The sequence below is a fragment of the Mycobacterium sp. MUNTM1 genome (assembly GCF_054660795.1).
The window spans coordinates 16,267-30,617 of sequence record NZ_BAAGDE010000017.1; the positions used below are offsets into that span (position 1 = coordinate 16,267).

The 14,351-nt window shown below is 66.2% G+C and carries 12 protein-coding genes; 3 read left to right on the forward strand and 9 right to left on the reverse strand.

All coding sequences use genetic code 11. From position 1 onward, the window contains the following. Positions 1 to 6 precede the first annotated feature (6 nt). Positions 7 to 1,380: an MFS transporter gene (locus ACYQ8K_RS12035; RefSeq protein ID WP_459969158.1), complete on the forward strand. Its 1,374-nt coding sequence runs from the start codon at positions 7 to 9 to the stop codon at positions 1,378 to 1,380. 595 nt (positions 1,381 to 1,975) lie between these two features. Here the strand turns inward: ACYQ8K_RS12035 and ACYQ8K_RS12040 are convergent. Beyond that, positions 1,976 to 2,518 (reverse strand): FKBP-type peptidyl-prolyl cis-trans isomerase, encoded by a 543-nt coding sequence (locus tag ACYQ8K_RS12040; protein WP_459969317.1) that lies wholly within the window; start codon positions 2,516 to 2,518, stop codon positions 1,976 to 1,978. A 183-nt stretch (positions 2,519 to 2,701) separates the two neighbouring features. Between ACYQ8K_RS12040 and ACYQ8K_RS12045 the strand changes: the two genes are divergently transcribed. Next, positions 2,702 to 2,980, forward strand: a complete 279-nt coding sequence (locus ACYQ8K_RS12045; RefSeq protein WP_459969160.1) for a hypothetical protein — start codon at positions 2,702 to 2,704, stop codon at positions 2,978 to 2,980. A gap of 3 nt (positions 2,981 to 2,983) precedes the next feature. On the opposite strand, the gene ACYQ8K_RS12050 is transcribed toward ACYQ8K_RS12045, so the two are convergent. The 5 genes from ACYQ8K_RS12050 to ACYQ8K_RS12070 all read right to left on the reverse strand — a co-directional run bounded on the left by ACYQ8K_RS12050 (position 2,984) and on the right by ACYQ8K_RS12070 (position 7,884). After that, positions 2,984 to 3,448, reverse strand: coding sequence for a DUF732 domain-containing protein (locus ACYQ8K_RS12050; RefSeq protein ID WP_459969162.1), 465 nt, complete (start codon positions 3,446 to 3,448; stop codon positions 2,984 to 2,986). A 415-nt stretch (positions 3,449 to 3,863) separates the two neighbouring features. Further along, positions 3,864 to 5,024 (reverse strand): serine hydrolase domain-containing protein, encoded by a 1,161-nt coding sequence (locus ACYQ8K_RS12055; protein WP_459969164.1) that lies wholly within the window; start codon positions 5,022 to 5,024, stop codon positions 3,864 to 3,866. Continuing rightward, the gene (locus ACYQ8K_RS12060; protein ID WP_459969319.1) at positions 5,021 to 6,484 is read right to left on the reverse strand and encodes a biotin carboxylase; all 1,464 of its coding nucleotides are present in this window, start codon (positions 6,482 to 6,484) and stop codon (positions 5,021 to 5,023) included. The genes ACYQ8K_RS12055 and ACYQ8K_RS12060 overlap by 4 nt, the downstream gene beginning before the upstream one ends. 234 nt (positions 6,485 to 6,718) lie before the next feature. Then, positions 6,719 to 7,192 (reverse strand): SRPBCC family protein, encoded by a 474-nt coding sequence (locus tag ACYQ8K_RS12065; protein ID WP_459969166.1) that lies wholly within the window; start codon positions 7,190 to 7,192, stop codon positions 6,719 to 6,721. Next, positions 7,189 to 7,884 carry a DUF899 domain-containing protein gene (locus ACYQ8K_RS12070; RefSeq protein WP_459969168.1) on the reverse strand — a complete coding sequence of 232 codons (696 nt, stop codon included), beginning with the start codon at positions 7,882 to 7,884 and terminating at the stop codon, positions 7,189 to 7,191. The genes ACYQ8K_RS12065 and ACYQ8K_RS12070 overlap by 4 nt, the downstream gene beginning before the upstream one ends. A 165-nt stretch (positions 7,885 to 8,049) precedes the next feature. Here ACYQ8K_RS12070 and ACYQ8K_RS12075 point away from each other — a divergent pair, with 165 nt between their 5' ends. Further along, a complete protein-coding gene (locus ACYQ8K_RS12075; protein WP_459969170.1) occupies positions 8,050 to 8,358 on the forward strand; it encodes a hypothetical protein in 309 nt (102 codons plus the stop codon). 406 nt (positions 8,359 to 8,764) lie between these two features. Here ACYQ8K_RS12075 and ACYQ8K_RS12080 read toward each other — a convergent pair whose 3' ends face one another. The 3 genes from ACYQ8K_RS12080 to ACYQ8K_RS12090 are packed head-to-tail and all read right to left on the reverse strand — an operon-like array spanning position 8,765 to position 14,314. Beyond that, positions 8,765 to 12,127: an ATP-binding protein gene (locus ACYQ8K_RS12080; RefSeq protein ID WP_459969172.1), complete on the reverse strand. Its 3,363-nt coding sequence runs from the start codon at positions 12,125 to 12,127 to the stop codon at positions 8,765 to 8,767. Further along, positions 12,120 to 12,842 carry a DUF4194 domain-containing protein gene (locus tag ACYQ8K_RS12085; protein ID WP_459969174.1) on the reverse strand — a complete coding sequence of 241 codons (723 nt, stop codon included), beginning with the start codon at positions 12,840 to 12,842 and terminating at the stop codon, positions 12,120 to 12,122. The genes ACYQ8K_RS12080 and ACYQ8K_RS12085 overlap by 8 nt, the downstream gene beginning before the upstream one ends. Continuing rightward, positions 12,839 to 14,314 carry a DUF3375 domain-containing protein gene (locus ACYQ8K_RS12090; RefSeq protein WP_459969321.1) on the reverse strand — a complete coding sequence of 492 codons (1,476 nt, stop codon included), beginning with the start codon at positions 14,312 to 14,314 and terminating at the stop codon, positions 12,839 to 12,841. Before ACYQ8K_RS12090 ends, ACYQ8K_RS12085 begins: the two co-directional genes overlap by 4 nt. Between the last annotated feature and the right edge of the window lie 37 nt (positions 14,315 to 14,351).

Consider the following 14,351-nt stretch of genomic DNA (forward strand, 5'->3'; position numbering starts at 1 on the left):
AGCAACATGGCAACAACGTCGTCATCGATACCGGCGACCGATGTCGGCCCGGCGGATCACAGAGTCACCGAAGTCCGCGGAAGTCGGCTCTGGGCAGCGGTTCTCGCCTCGGTTATCGGCTTCGCGTTCGACCTCTACGACCTGTTCATCCTGCTGTTCGTGGCGTCGGCCATCAGCGAACTGATCTTCCCCGCGAAAAGCCCCACGCTGTCCCTGGCCGCGGTGTACGCGTCGTTCGCGGTCAGCCTGGTCATGCGCCCACTGGGGTCCTTCGTCTTTGGGCCGTACGCCGACCGACTCGGACGCAAGCGTCTGCTGGTGATCACAACCGTCGGTGCCGGCCTTTCGACGGCGCTGATGGGAGCGGTGCCCACCTTCGCCGCCGCCGGTATCACCGGACCGATCGCGTTCATCCTGCTTCGGCTGGTGCAGGGCCTGTTCGTCGGCGGCATCGTGGCGTCGACGCATACCCTGGCCACCGAGACGGTGGCCGAGAACGTGCGCGGCGTGATCTCGGGGGTGGTGGGCGGTGGCGCCCCGGCCGTCGGCGCGGTGCTGGCGTCGATCGTGAATCTGTTGCTCCATATCGCCTTTCCTGGAGCACAGTTCGCCGTGTGGGGTTGGCGCTTCATGTTCTTCACCGGCCTGCTCGGCGCGCTGGTGAGCCTGGTCATCCTACGCAACGCCGACGAGTCCCCGTCGTGGCAGCAGCAACGCGCGACCGGTGAGCTGACGGAGGCCCCGGTCCGCAGCCTCTTCAAACGCGACCGGCGATCGCTCTCGCTCAACTTCCTGGTCGTTTCCGGTGCGGGCACCTCGTACTACCTGACCTCGGGCTACCTGCCCACCGTGTATCAGAAGATCAACAAGCTGAGCGGCACTCAGACAAGCAACTTCCTGATCTGGATCAGCATCATTGTCGTCATCGGCGGCGTGGCCTCCGGGGCGCTGAGCGAGGTGCTGGGCCGCAGGAAAACGCTGCTCGCCGTCGGCTCGGTGACCATTGTCGTTGTGCCCTGGTTGTATTGGCAGATCACCCGCCTCGACGCAACCTCGCCGGGGCTGATCCTGCTCTACTCGCTAATCCTGGTCTTCTTCTCCAACGCGATGTACGGGCCGCTGATGATCTATCTAAACGAGTCGTTCCCCACCCGCGTGCGCGCCACCGGGACCGCATTCACCTGGAACGGAGGATTTGCGGTCGGCGGTCTGATGACGAGTGTCGTCACGTTGACTAGCCCGACGCTCGCCGACATCCCCTCACGTCTGATCGCTTTCCTGATCGCGTGGTATGTGATCTTCCTGGTCGCCGTCTTCGCCGGGTCCGAGCCCCGGCGCGGTCTCGAGCGGGAGGCCACGCAGGCTCAGATTTTCAAATAGCCGCTGTCCCGAATAGGTGCGCCGAGCCGGTGGATGGTCTGCGCCGCCGACCTGTGCCGCGCCGTCGAACGCGACGGCCGCATCTTCGCCCGCGGCGCCCCCACGCCCGGGCCAACCCCTGCCGTCCTGCTTGTCGCGATGCGGCCGGTCGAAAACCTCGCCGCCCATCGGCGGGCTGAAATACACGCCCAGCACCTTCACCGTCGAACCCGAACAGGGTCTCATGGAACGTCGTGCGGGCCGAAACCCTCGGCCGGGCCGGCGACATCACGGCGACGGGAATCTGGACGGCGATGGCGTCGGGCCACACCGACGACGACGTCACCATCATCACGCTGCGCCGGCCCTGAAGTCTCGCTAGGCGATTCGTATATCGGCGCCTAATCGAGCGCCGGCCATCTACAGTTCGACGAAGAGCGAACCGTAACCGCGCATAATGGACAGCGCGATGGCGAAAAGTGTTGAGGGAGCCATCACGCACTGGCGCGAGTATTGGGACACCACTCACGTCGCGCAACAACTCGGCATGGATCCTGCGCTCATGTTCGCGGCGCTAAGTGATTGACCTGCGGCGCAAGGGATTTAGCGAGTGGAGCTAACCCGTCGCGTTGAGGATCTTGATCGCGAACACCAGCGAGTCGCCGGGCTGGATGCCCGCGCTGGGCTGGCCTTGGGGGTAGCCATCGGCGGGGACCATCGCGACGGCGACCGTCGACCCGACCTTTTGCCCTGCGATGGCCTTCTGGAAACCCGGCACGACTCCGGTCAGCGGGAAGTCGACCGGGGCGCCGCGCTGGTAGCTGCTGTCGAACACCGAGCCGTCACGTCCGTTGACGCCCATGTAGCAGACCGAGACCCTGGCGGTGTTGGACACCACCGGCCCGTCTCCGGCGTGCAGCGTGTGCACCTGGGTCTGGCTCACGCTGAACGGGGCGGTCACGTTCACCAGCGGAGCCGTCGTATCCGTCGATCCGGTTACCGCGACGCTGCCGGTGGTGCCGCTCAGTGTCCAGTCGGGCGTTGCACCGTTCTGCGGCGCTGCGGTGGGGCATGAGCCGGCGGCGGTGGCCGTGCCCGCGCCGGCGAATGTCATGACGGTTGCCGCGACAGCAGCCGCGAGCGCAGCGGAGGAATACATCCGGGGGGACTTCACGGCCGTCACGCTACAGGCCACTTGACGCGCCCTTTACCGGGAGCCCCGCATGCCTTTCCTCTTTGCCCACAACCGCGCACCCTGTCAGTTGGGATCGGTAGCGCACGGGCCCGGGTGTACTTACCGCAACGGCGCGACACGAGGCGGCGCGCGGAAAGGAAGGCCACGATGAAGGCCACTCGGATCGTTGCCGTACCGCTGGTCTCGGGCGGCCTCGCCATCGCCGGCCTGACGCTGGCGGCGACGGCCCAGGCCGGCCCGTCGTATTGGCACTACTGTCCGGGACATTGGCAGTACACCGTTCCCGTGCCGCCGGGAACCGACCTGAGCGTGTGTCACTGGTTCGCCGTCACGGTCACTCGCGGCCCGTCGGGCCCGGTCTACAACTTCGTCGAAGTGGACCCGTCGCAAGTGCCCCCGCCCGCGCCCGGTTTCCCGTGGCCCTGAGCGTCAGGTGCACAGGCTGGGGGCGTCACACACGTTGCCGGGGCAATAGATCGAATGTGCGGCATTGACAAGGCTTCCGACGTCGAGCAACGTGACGCCCTTGGTGTCCAGGCGGGCGTGCAGGTCGTCGGCGATCTGTTGCGGTGTCCAACCCCAAGTGAGGTCGTAACAGACGTCGTGAGCCTCGGCGATGAGTGCCTCTTCGGTCTTCGGCGGCCAGGTGAGGCCAACGGCGCGCAATTGCGCGAGGTACGCATCGTCTTGGGGGGTCGCGGACGCAATGCCGGCGCTGCTCACAAACGCAGCGGCAATCAGTACGGAGGCAGCGATTCTGAGCCTTCGAGGTGAGGGCATTTCTTTTCTCCTGAAGCCAGAAGCGTGCCGGTCCACAGCCGCGCGAATATGAAGAATGAAGAATAGCGAAAGGCCCCAAAAACAGCCATCGGGAAACAGTTCACTTCCTCGCATGCGCCATGGCCCGATAGCCCTCTCGCACGCTGGGGAATTGAGGCTTCCAGGTAGTGGCTGAGCGGAAACGAGCGTTACTGACGCGCAGTGACCGCGTCATGGAGGTGGTGCGATCTCCGAGCAACAGCGCGAGCCGTCCGGGCGCGTAGATCCAGGGTTTAGCGCCGACCGCATCGGCCAGTGGTTTCGTGCGCACCAGGGCCGAAACCGTGTGTCCGGCAGCTGGATCAAGCCGCCATCGATCTCCATCACCTCGACGAAATCCATTTGCTCACCCTGCGGCGTCACCTGCGGATATCCCAGGTCGCTCTCCGCGCTAACCCGGCGCATGTTCGACCTGGACTGGATCCGTCGCATCGACCAACGCCGCGAGGTGGTGCTCACCGACACCGGTCGGCAAGGGCTCACCGAGACCTCAATCCAATTCGCGTGCCACCGCATCGAACGCGCGCAACGTGTCGAGCATGTGCGGCTCATGCGAGTCCAGTTGGGTGGACAGCTTGGCGGCGACCAGCTCCACGCGGCGGTTGACGTAGATCATCTGACCGCACATGCCCTGGCACAACACGACGTCGTTGCCCGGATAGGGGAACCACATCTGGTTGCGGTACATCCCCCCGGGCATTTCGTTGTCGTCGGGGCTGGCGGCGAAAGCCTGGCGCGAGTCCGGCCCGCCGTCGAGGGTGTCGGCGATCCACGCCTCCGGCATCACTTGCTGTCCGGTCAACGAGACGCCGTCGCGCAAGAACAGCGAACCGAACCGGATCATGTCGGTCAGACAAGCGCTGACGCCGCCGTCGAAGAAACCGGTCCCTGCCGCGTCTACGGCGATGGTGGCATCGCATCGGGCCCCGATGCGGCTCCAGAGGAGTTGCGACATCAGTTCGGGCATCCGCCGGCCGGCGACGACCTCGCAGATCCAGCCCAGCACATCGGTTTCACACGAACGATATTCGAACGGGCCGCCGTGCGGGACCTTCTGCCGCAAGGTCAACAGAAACTCCTGCAACGTGGCGGGCGCATGACTGTTGCTGGGCGCCCAGCCCATCGCCTGGTCGAGAAGATGAATTTCCGCGGCTGGGTCTTGATAATCCTCCGAGAAGCCGATGCCCGACCTCATGTCCAACAGGTGCCGCACGGTCGCGCCCGCGTATCCACAATTCGCCAGTGCCGGAACATATTTCGTGACCGGCGCATCGAGCGCGATCGCACCGCCCCCGTGCAGCGCACCGACGACGGCCGCCACCAGCGACTTGCTCACCGAGAACAGGAGGTGCCGGGTCTGCGCGCCCATGCCGCCGAAATACTCCTCGGCCACCAACGATCCGCGGTGCGCGACGGCCCATCCGTCCGTCGCGGTACTGGCCATCACCCCGCCCACCGTGGTGGCGACCTCGCCCGCGCTGACCAGGGGTATCTCGGCCAAGGGGGAAGCGGCGCCGGGAAGCGCGGCGACCGGTCCGGTCCCGCGCGAGATGACGGCGGTCGGCACAAAGTCTTCGACGTGCTGAAAGGACCACTGCGCGTAGGGCGCCGAGAGCCAGTTGTCCAGGGAAAGACCGGCCGGCGCGCTCACGCTCGTGCGACGAGCCGAGAGACGATCGGCGCGGCCGGCGTCAGTGGCGTTGAGACGAACTTCGCCTTCATCCCCTTGACCCAGCGCTGGCAGCGCTCGCTGAGCTTGTAATCGTCCGTCTGCAGGTGTGAGCGGGTGACGAGCACGCCCAATTGTGCGCCCTCGGAACGTAAGTCGCCCGGCGCCGCGACCCGCATGTAGAAGGCCTCGGAGCCGTCGAGCAGCGTGGCCCAGTCGTTGGCGGTCCGCGAAAAGGAGACCCGACCGTCGTCGTCGATGCGCCATACTCCGGTGCGTGGCGTGGCGGTGAACAGCTCGACATCCGGCGACGTCTCCGTGATGATCACCTGGCCCCACACCTCGTCCTCGCCATAGCCGCGCTCCCAGCGCGCGTTGATCTCATCGATGTCGAGCTCGTAGTCCACGTCCATGTACTCGAGCAGGTGAAAGAGGAACAGCGGCATGTCGGCGTAGGCCTCGGTGGTCAGATTCGTCATCGGGCTGGCGCCGGACAGCCGGGGGTTCACCTCGCCGAGGTAGAGCTCGTTGGAGTCCAGGTCGTGCAGCAGGTCCACCTCGAAGTAGCCGAGATAACCCTCGCGGCGCATGACATCGCCCAGCTTCGCCACCATTGCCCGCGCGGCGTGGGTCTGGGCGGGCGGCAGCACCTCGCGCCAGATGTCATTGCCACACCAGCTGCCACGGCTCGGGGTCAGCTCCGAATAACCGACGAGGCTCGTCATCGCGGGGCCGACCACGGTGCCGTGGCGGGTCACGGCACCCTCGAGGCAGACCTCGACATTGCGGATGCGCTTCATGACCTTGAGTTCTGGCTGCGAGGCCAAATTGCCCGCATGCTCGTCCCAGTCGCGCTGACCGTGCACGAAGAACGTCCCGCTGCCGGCGTTGCCGTAAGCGATCGAGATGACGAGGTCATCTCCCAATCCGGCGCCTTGTGCGAGCGCCAGGAGTTCGTCGTAGGAACCGGCCCGTCCGATCACGTGCGGCACGCTCGGTATGCCCGCCTCGTTGGCCAGGCGCGTCATGACGATCTTGGAGCCCAGGCGCTGGCGCAGCTCGATCGGCGGATGCATGACCTGGAGGCCCGCCGACCTCGCGAGGGCCTGGATTTCCTCGTTCAGCATCACAAAGCAGCACTTGCCGCCGGGGCCTTTACCGGCGATGAACTCGACCGTCTCGGGATCGGACAGCAGGTGGCTGCACACCTCGTCCATGGAGTCGAAATCGCGGCGGTCGCGCCGCCGGGGCACGAACACGCGCGAGTGAGTGCCCTCGAACGAATCAAAGTAGGTCAGGTAGAAGAAGTTTCGTATCCATCGGTCAACGCCGAGCAGGTTGAACGGCGTCGGCGAGATGAAGTAAAGCGGCACCTTGTTCGTGTGAAAGAACGCGCGTATGTCCGACAGCCCGTTCAGCGTGCGGCGCGGCTCGGACCCCATCACGCGGCCAGAGGTGGTGCGGTCAGCGCAACGGCGATGAAATGACGTGCCTCCATTCGACAAGTGTGCGCCCTGTCGGCGCCCGTGTCGAAGGGGAGCGGTCCCGAACGCCGACAGGCGCCCGGACGGTGCGCCTCGCCTCAACGGGTGCCGTTATCATCTATATCGTTGTCCCACAACATATTCAGCATTTCCCCGGCGGCTAGCCTGCGTTCACGCCGCGCGGCTGACTGCTCAGCTCGCGACCGATCGCTCCAGAGTGGCCAGCGACGCGGCGAGGTAATCCTCGGCGAAAATCGGCATCTGGCCGACTCGGTCCCGGAACGTCTGCGGCGTGCCGCTCCAGTTGTAGGTGAGGGTGACGTCGGTGCGATCACCGTTGGGGGCGAGGTCGTAACGCCAGAACCAACCGCCGGGAGTGTGGTTGCCGGCGTCATCGAGCTGGCCCGGCATCCAACCGATCGCACGGTCCTTGTCGAACACCGTGACCAGGTTGTAGGTGACGTAGTCGCCACCCGCCTGCGTGAGGTACATGTTCATCGCGAACATCTGTCCCGCGCCGGTGATCGGCTTGGTGTCCACCGCGTCGCGGACCCAGTCGGTGGGCTCGGTGTTCTGGTGGCGCGACGGGTCGGCCAGGACCGCGAAAACCTCCGCCGGGGCCGCGGCGATGGTGCGGGCGACGACATACCGTTCGACGGCGCTCATGATTCGTCCGATCCGTACGCGGCCGCAATATCGGGGGAGTCGAGCCATCCCGAATAGGTGGGCCGCGAGGGCCAACCCTCGGGCGAGTCGAGCCATTCCTCTTGACGTCCCCACGGCAGAATGTCGATCAGCCCGAAGGAATGGCTGAGCTGCTCGGTGCCTCGACCGTTCGTATGCCATGTGCGGTACACCGTGTCGCCGTTGCGCAAGAACACGTTGATCCCGAATCCGCCGCCCGGCGGCGCGTCCATGTCGGCGCCGAACGTGCTCTGCGACGACGAATACCAGTCCATGCGATTGCCGACGCGGTGCTTGTAGGCGAGCGCTTCCTCGATCGGTCCGTTGGTGACGATGACGAACCGGGCGTCGTAGTTGTCGAGGAACTCCAGCCGGGTGAATTGCGAGGTGAATCCCGTGCATCCGCCGCATTGCCACCGCGCGCCGTCGGACCACATGTGGTGATAGACGATCAGCTGCGATCGGCCGTCGAAGACGTCGGCCAGCCGGATCGGACCGTCGGCGCCGATCAGGATGTAATCGGACAATTCGACCATCGGCAGCCGCCGCCGCTGGGCGGCGACCGCATCGAGTTCGCGAGTGGCGGCTTTCTCGCGTTTGCGTAATTCGTCGAGCGCGGCGCGCCAGGTGCGGTGATCGACGACCGGCGGCAACGCCGTGTTTGTCGGGGTCATAGCTCCACCTTTGCTTTCGATTTGTCCGTCCGGAAGGTCTGACCGGTGGACGGCGCCGAATTCATCGGCAAAAGCCGCCCACCTCCACTACTCGATCGCCAAAAATGCTCTTGACCCGTATGCCCGGTGCTGGGTTCGATATGAAAGAACGATGGGAGGCCCGCGATGAGGACGTTCGTTCGTCAATTTGTAGTCATCGTCATGTTGGCGTTCGCGTCGATGGCGGCGGTGACGATCATGACGCCCGCGGTGAGCAAGGCCGACTGCGGAGAAGGCGAGTGGTGGGACCCGACCGGCAAGGTCTGCCGACCGCTCGGAGTCGGCCCGCAACCCTTGGCGTGCGACCCCGGCCAGTGGTGGGACCCGACGGCGAACGTGTGCCGGCCCCTCGGTGTCGGGCCGCAACCCCTCGCGTGCGACAACGGCTGGTGGTGGGACCCCGGTGCCAACGAATGCCGTCCCCCCGCGGGCTGATACGCACACGGGGAGCCCGTCACCCTGGGCTCACGGGGTTCCTGAACACATGAAGGGAAACCCGCACCAGGGCTTTCGCGCCGCCTCGGGCGGCGGCGGCCCGCCCTCCCAAATACCGGGAGCGGCGTTGCCATGCCCCCAGACGACGCCGTACCAGGTGTGGCATTGGCTCGCGTCCCAGTTGACTTGCGTCCCAGGACATCCACGGCCGGTCTGGGGGTGCAGCCCGGTCTTTTGGTCTTCCGGGCAACAGGTGTAGGGCCCGCTCGCACCGGGAAGTGTCCACAGCATCGTCCTTTCGCTGCTATCGGGCATTCAACGCCGACAGCTGGCGAAAGTCTTACTTTTTTGCTCGGCTACCGATCCCAAAAGGGGCTCGGTGGGCGCCGCGGCTCGGCGACTGGCGTCACACCCCGGCGGGGACCAGCGCGGCCGATGCCCGCATCTCTTGCCGCAGTGCGGTGAAGTCCGTGATCGTCTTGGTGGTCACGGTCGCCACCGGGCGCGAGTTGCGGCCGGTGGCTTCGCGCTTGGAGACCATCACCACGCTGTCGATGTACGGCTGGATGGTCGTGGCGTTCTGCACGGTCGCCACGATGACGAGCTGGAAACCGAACTTGCGGAAGGCCTGCAACGCCTGCTGGGCGAACTGTGGGTCGGACTTGGAGAACGCCTCATCGAGCATCAGCTGGGCGAAAACCGGTTTGTTGTCGGCACTTTCGGGGTTGGCCAGGTTGAAGCTCAACGCACCGGCCAGGCAGAAGGCCATCAGCTTCTCCTGCTCGCCACCCGAGTTGTCGCCGGCGTTGCTGTGGGTGCGGATCAGCTCGTCGCTGCTGACGTCCCATTCGGCGCAGTCGAAGGTGAACCGGTTGCGGACGTCGAGGGCGTCGCGGGTCCAGGCCTTGTCTTCCGGCGCGGTCGACGCCAACCGGTTGCGTAGCCGCAGGATGTCGGCGTACTGGTCCAGGATGGCCTGCTTGTCGCCGAGGCCGACCTCGGCGATGCGCCGTGAGATGGCCCGCACGATCTCGGTGAGTTCGGCCACCGCGGTCAGGCTGCGCGAGGTCGCGCGCAGGGTGAGCCGGGTGCCGCGGTTGAACTCCACCGCCCCCAGTCCGGTGTTGACCCGTTCGATCTGCTCGCTGATTCGCCGCGCCTCCTGCTCGGCAACCCGGTGCAGCGTCAAGATGGCGTCGGGCGCCTGCTCGGTGACCAGCCGCATCATCCGCTCGTAGGCCTCGGGCAGTTCCCGCTCGTCGATGTGACGGCACAACGCGACGTAATCGTGCACGCGTTCGTCGAACACGTCGCTGTCGTTGGGGATGGCGTCGGGAAACGCGGTGTCGAACGTGTTGAGGATGCGCGCGAGCTCATCGTATGAGCGCCTGCGGCTTTCACGCAGCTGCTCGCGTTCCCGCCGGATCGCGGTGAAGACCGCGTCGCGGTGCGGTTCCGGGTTGAGCATGTCGAGGGAAACCGGCACGTCGGCGGCGTAGCGGTTCAGCAGGTCGGTCAGCGGCTCGGACACGAACGCCGGAGCCAGCCGTTCCTGCAACTCGAGCAGTTGGGTGCGGCGAGCGTCGAGATCGGCGCGGCGGGTCTGGATGGCGCCGCGGCGGGTCATCAGTGCCTGGATTTGCTCCCAGCACTCCTCGGCCCGCGCGGTGAGGGCCTCGATATCGGGATTGTTGGCCAGCAGCAGCTCGAACTGTTCGCGCAGCCGGTCGGCGTGCCCGTCGGCGGTCTCGGTGTCGACCTGGGTCCACTGCTCGAACTGATCGCAGATCGCCTTGAACGCCGCGGCCCGGTCCCGCCATTGCTGACGCTCGGCGGCGATCTCGTCGGCGACGCTGCGGGCCCGGCGAAACGCCTCTTCGGCGTTGGCGAGGTCCACGGTCAGCGCGTCGACCTTGGCGGCGACATCGCCCTGGTAGATGTAGTCGGCCTGCTTGAGCGGGCGGCGGTCGTCCTTGATGGCCAGGCGCTCGGAGTCCTTGTACAGGCCGGTGTCGGTGACGGCGCGCCGGAACCGGGAGAACACATCGGGGGAGTCGACGCAGATGTGATCGCCGGCGGCGGCGATCACGTCGGCGGCCTCGGCGGCGCAGTCATGGGTCGGGTCGACCACAAACAGCTTGCCCGCCAACGTATTCGGCTCGGCCTCGGCGACCTCCGCGCCGACGAACCGGGTGCGGACGTGGTGCAGCTGCAGTCGCCCACCCATGTTGGTGTCGTTGACGAACCGCAGCACCGCCGCGTAGTGACTGTCGGGCACCAACAGCCGCAGGCCCACACCGCGCAGCACCTTTTCGACCGCGACGCGCCACCGGCTCTGCTCGGGCCGCAGATCCATCAGCTCGGCGATATAGGGCAGCTCACCGGGATCGATACCCACAGCGGCACAGATGTGTTCGCGCATGGTGAGCGCGAACTCCGGCAGCGCCGAGCCGACGCGCTCGACGCGTTTGAGTTCCTTGGCGGCATCGTCGCGGGCAATGCGGGCGACCTTCTGGGCGTACTCGGCATCGGTCGAGGCTTCCCGGCCGCGGTCCAGTTTGGCCAGCAGCTCGGTGGCCCGAGTGCTGAGTTCCTCGCGCAGATTCCAGAATTCGTCGGCGGTGTCCGGGATGTCCAGACCGTGTGTGTTGAGCATGGATTCGTAGGCGGTGCGCCGGCGCGACACCTGTTCGGCGTGCGCCTCGGCGGCGGCCACCTGCGACTGCAGCGGCCCCAGGCTGGTGCTGGATCCGCCGATCTGCGCGTTCAGCGAATCACCCTCGGCCTTGGCGAGATTGAGCTGACGGGTGAGGTCTTCGTATTCGTTGCCGAGCTGGTCGATGGTGGCGTCGAGCGATTCGATCTGGGCGGGGCACTGCGCGAGGCGGACGTGATCGGTGTAGGCGCGGACCATCGGCTGGTCGACGAGGTCGATGATGCCCAAGTCGGAGGACTCCGAGGCGTAGCGCTGCTGAATCTTTTCGATGTCGCCGAGGATCTTGCGTTTGCGCTGCGCGACGGCCAGCAGTTCACGCGCGTCGACCAAGGGGTCGATCTGCTTGAGCGCTTCGGGCAGCCGGGTCAGGCTGCTGGGCTCGTCGAGCATGAACTCCCGAACAAATTGCTCAAGCCCGCCAACGCTTTTCAGCGATTTAGCCTTGCCGAGCAGCTGCTGCGCGGCGTCGGAGGCGCGGATGCCGATGGTGGCGTAGAGCTGGGCGAGGTACTGCGATTCCACCTTGGTGGAAAACCGCCAGTCGTCTTTGAACACCGCGGCGTCGAAGCGGCCCGCGGCCCAGCGGTTGCAGACGTGCTCGATATCGCGATCGCCGTCGGCCAGCACGAACCGGCTGGAGGAGTCCGACCGAGATTCGCCGGTGAGCCACTTGAGCACCAATCCGGTGACGGTGCGGCCGGTGTTGCTGCGGTAGGTGACGGCGATCGCCGACCAGGCGGTGCCGTCACCGCGCAGGTACATGACCTTGCTGGTGCCGCCGTCGCTGCGCTGGCCCCACGCGCCGCGGACGTATTTGTCGACGGTCCGCCGGCCCGCGCTCGACCCGGCGGCGGTGTTGTCGCCGGAGGCGTTGAAGTTACGCCGGTTGAACGGCAGGAAGCCGAGCGAAATAGCGTCCAGCAGTGAGGATTTGCCGCTGCCGGAGGCGCCGGCGATCAGTGCGCCGCCCTCGCTGAATCCGATGGAGTGATACCCATCGAAGACACCCCAGTTGATGACCTGCAGACGCGACAAATGGAACTGTTCAGTCATCCTCGCGCTCCTCCTCGTCGTCGCGGCCCTGCTCCTCGGGCACGCCGCCGCCCAGCAGGATCTCGAACTGCTGCTGCAACTCGGTGATCACCGAGGCCGTCATGACGGCGTTGATGACCGGGCTCACGGTGTAGCTGTCCTCGTCGTCGCGGGTCTTGCGCAAGATCTCCAGAGACGCCAGCCGCGCGATGGCGCCGTCGATGCGCGCGGTGAAGGTGACAGCGTCGCGGTCGACGTCGTTGAGCACGCCGGAGAACAGCCCGTGCATTTCGTCGCGGCTGATCACGACCGCCTGATCGCCCGAGGCGCGCATCATCTGCGCCAGGTGCAGCGCCAGGATCGAGTCATAGGTGCCCAGCGGTTCGCGGCGCAAAAGCTTTACGCCCCGGGCGGATTCGTAGCGCGCCTGCTCGACGAACGCGACGTCAGCGCCCTCGACGATGCGCAGCAACAGATCCAGCTCGGAGAGCCTGACCGCCAGTTGGGCCCGGTACTCCAGCACCCAGGTATAGAGGTCGCGGTCGGCTTCGGCGCTGATGTAGCGGCGCGTCAGCAACTGTTGCAGAGCCCAGCAGGCACGGTCGGGCAGCTCGGATACGTCGCCGTCGAACCGGGGTCGCCGCTGGTGCGGGGCGCGGGCCGTCTGGTCGACCTGGGGGAGTGCGGAAAACCCGCTGTAGTCCGCGGTCTCTTTAAAGGTCTCTTCGACGGTCACGCGGTAGCCCCCAGCAGGGTGGAAACCGGTTCGGTGAACATCAAGTGCGGCACCTCCATTTCGCGGTCACGCCCGTCCAGGGACCGAAAGCGGACCGTGACCGACTCGGAACCCCGTGCGCATTCCGGTTGTTTGAGCGCCCAGGACCACAGCACGATGACGTGGCCGAGGTAAGCCGAATCGAGCATTGCGACCGCATCCGGGAGCGACAGCTTCGCACCGGAACTGATTGCGGCGTTGATCATCTCGGACATCGCGGGCGCGTCGACCTGGGTGGTGAGCGCGGCGAAGCTGCTCAGGTCGACCTCGCCCTCGGCGACCTGAGCCGGCTTCGGATTGGACAGGTCGCCGATCCTAAAGCTCAGCGCGCCTACCGAACTGAACGCGTGGCGGGCCAGGGGGAGTTCGATGTCCAGCCGGGAGTCGGTCAGCGAGGTTTTGAGCAGGTTACGGGCGGCGCCGATGGCCTCGTTGAGCTGACGGGCCACGCCGCGGCTCTGTTCGAGGGTGCCGAATGCGGTGAACCGTTTGACGCGCTGCGCGCAGCGCTGCTGGATGCGTTCCACCTCGTCGATCTGATGGCCGACCAGTTCGAAGAAGCCGGCCATCACCTTGCGCAGCGCCGGGTCGAGGGCGGGGAGCGCCTCGGCGACCGCGGCGACGTCGGCCTCGAACTCGGCGCGCTGGTCGGGGTCGTTGATCATGCGCAGGAAGGCGCGGTGTGAGTCGCGACCCTGGGAGTCCCAGGCGGCCTCGTAGTCGGCGTACATGCGTCGCTGCCGGTCGCGGTATTCGACGTTGCTGTCGATCGGCTCGTCGAGGGCGGCGGTGGCTCGTTCGATCATGGTCCCGTACTGACCGATGTCGGTGATCAGGCGTTCCATCTGCAGCGCAATCGCGTGGGCCTCGTCGTAGGCGTCGGTGAGGTCCACGTCGTGGCTGCGCTCACCCGAGTCGACCCCTTGATCCAGGGCATCGAGTTCGGTTTGTAGCGCGGCGATTTCGGCTGCTATACCGGCGCGGATGCGGTCGGGGTCATTGCCGACGCGCAACGCGACTTGCTTGAGGCGGGATGCGATGCCGTTGATCGACCCGCCGGTGGCGATGCTGTCCTGCCGCCGCATGCCGCGCAGGAAGTCGAGCGCCCGGCGCGCCTCCTGGGTCAGGTAACACAGGTTGCGTTCGACGCCGGAGCGCTGGTCGGCGACGCGGTGCAGCCAGCCCTGGCTCGCCCAGGACTTGATCAGGGCCAGGCCGGACTGCTCACCGGCCTGATCGAGTTCGGCGAGATCGCGCTCGAGGCGTACGACAAGGTCGGTCTCGGGGACCACGCCGCCGCTGAGTTGGCGCTCCATCAGGGTGGCGTAAAGGTTGAGGTTCAGCGTGGCGAGCAGGCGAACCGTCGGCGAGCTCTGAAGGCCACGATTGAGTTCGAGCAGGTCGGCAGGCGACAGCGTGGTGTCGTCGTCCAGCACATGCCCTCCGTCTCGGTCGATCGGGTCTCGGACG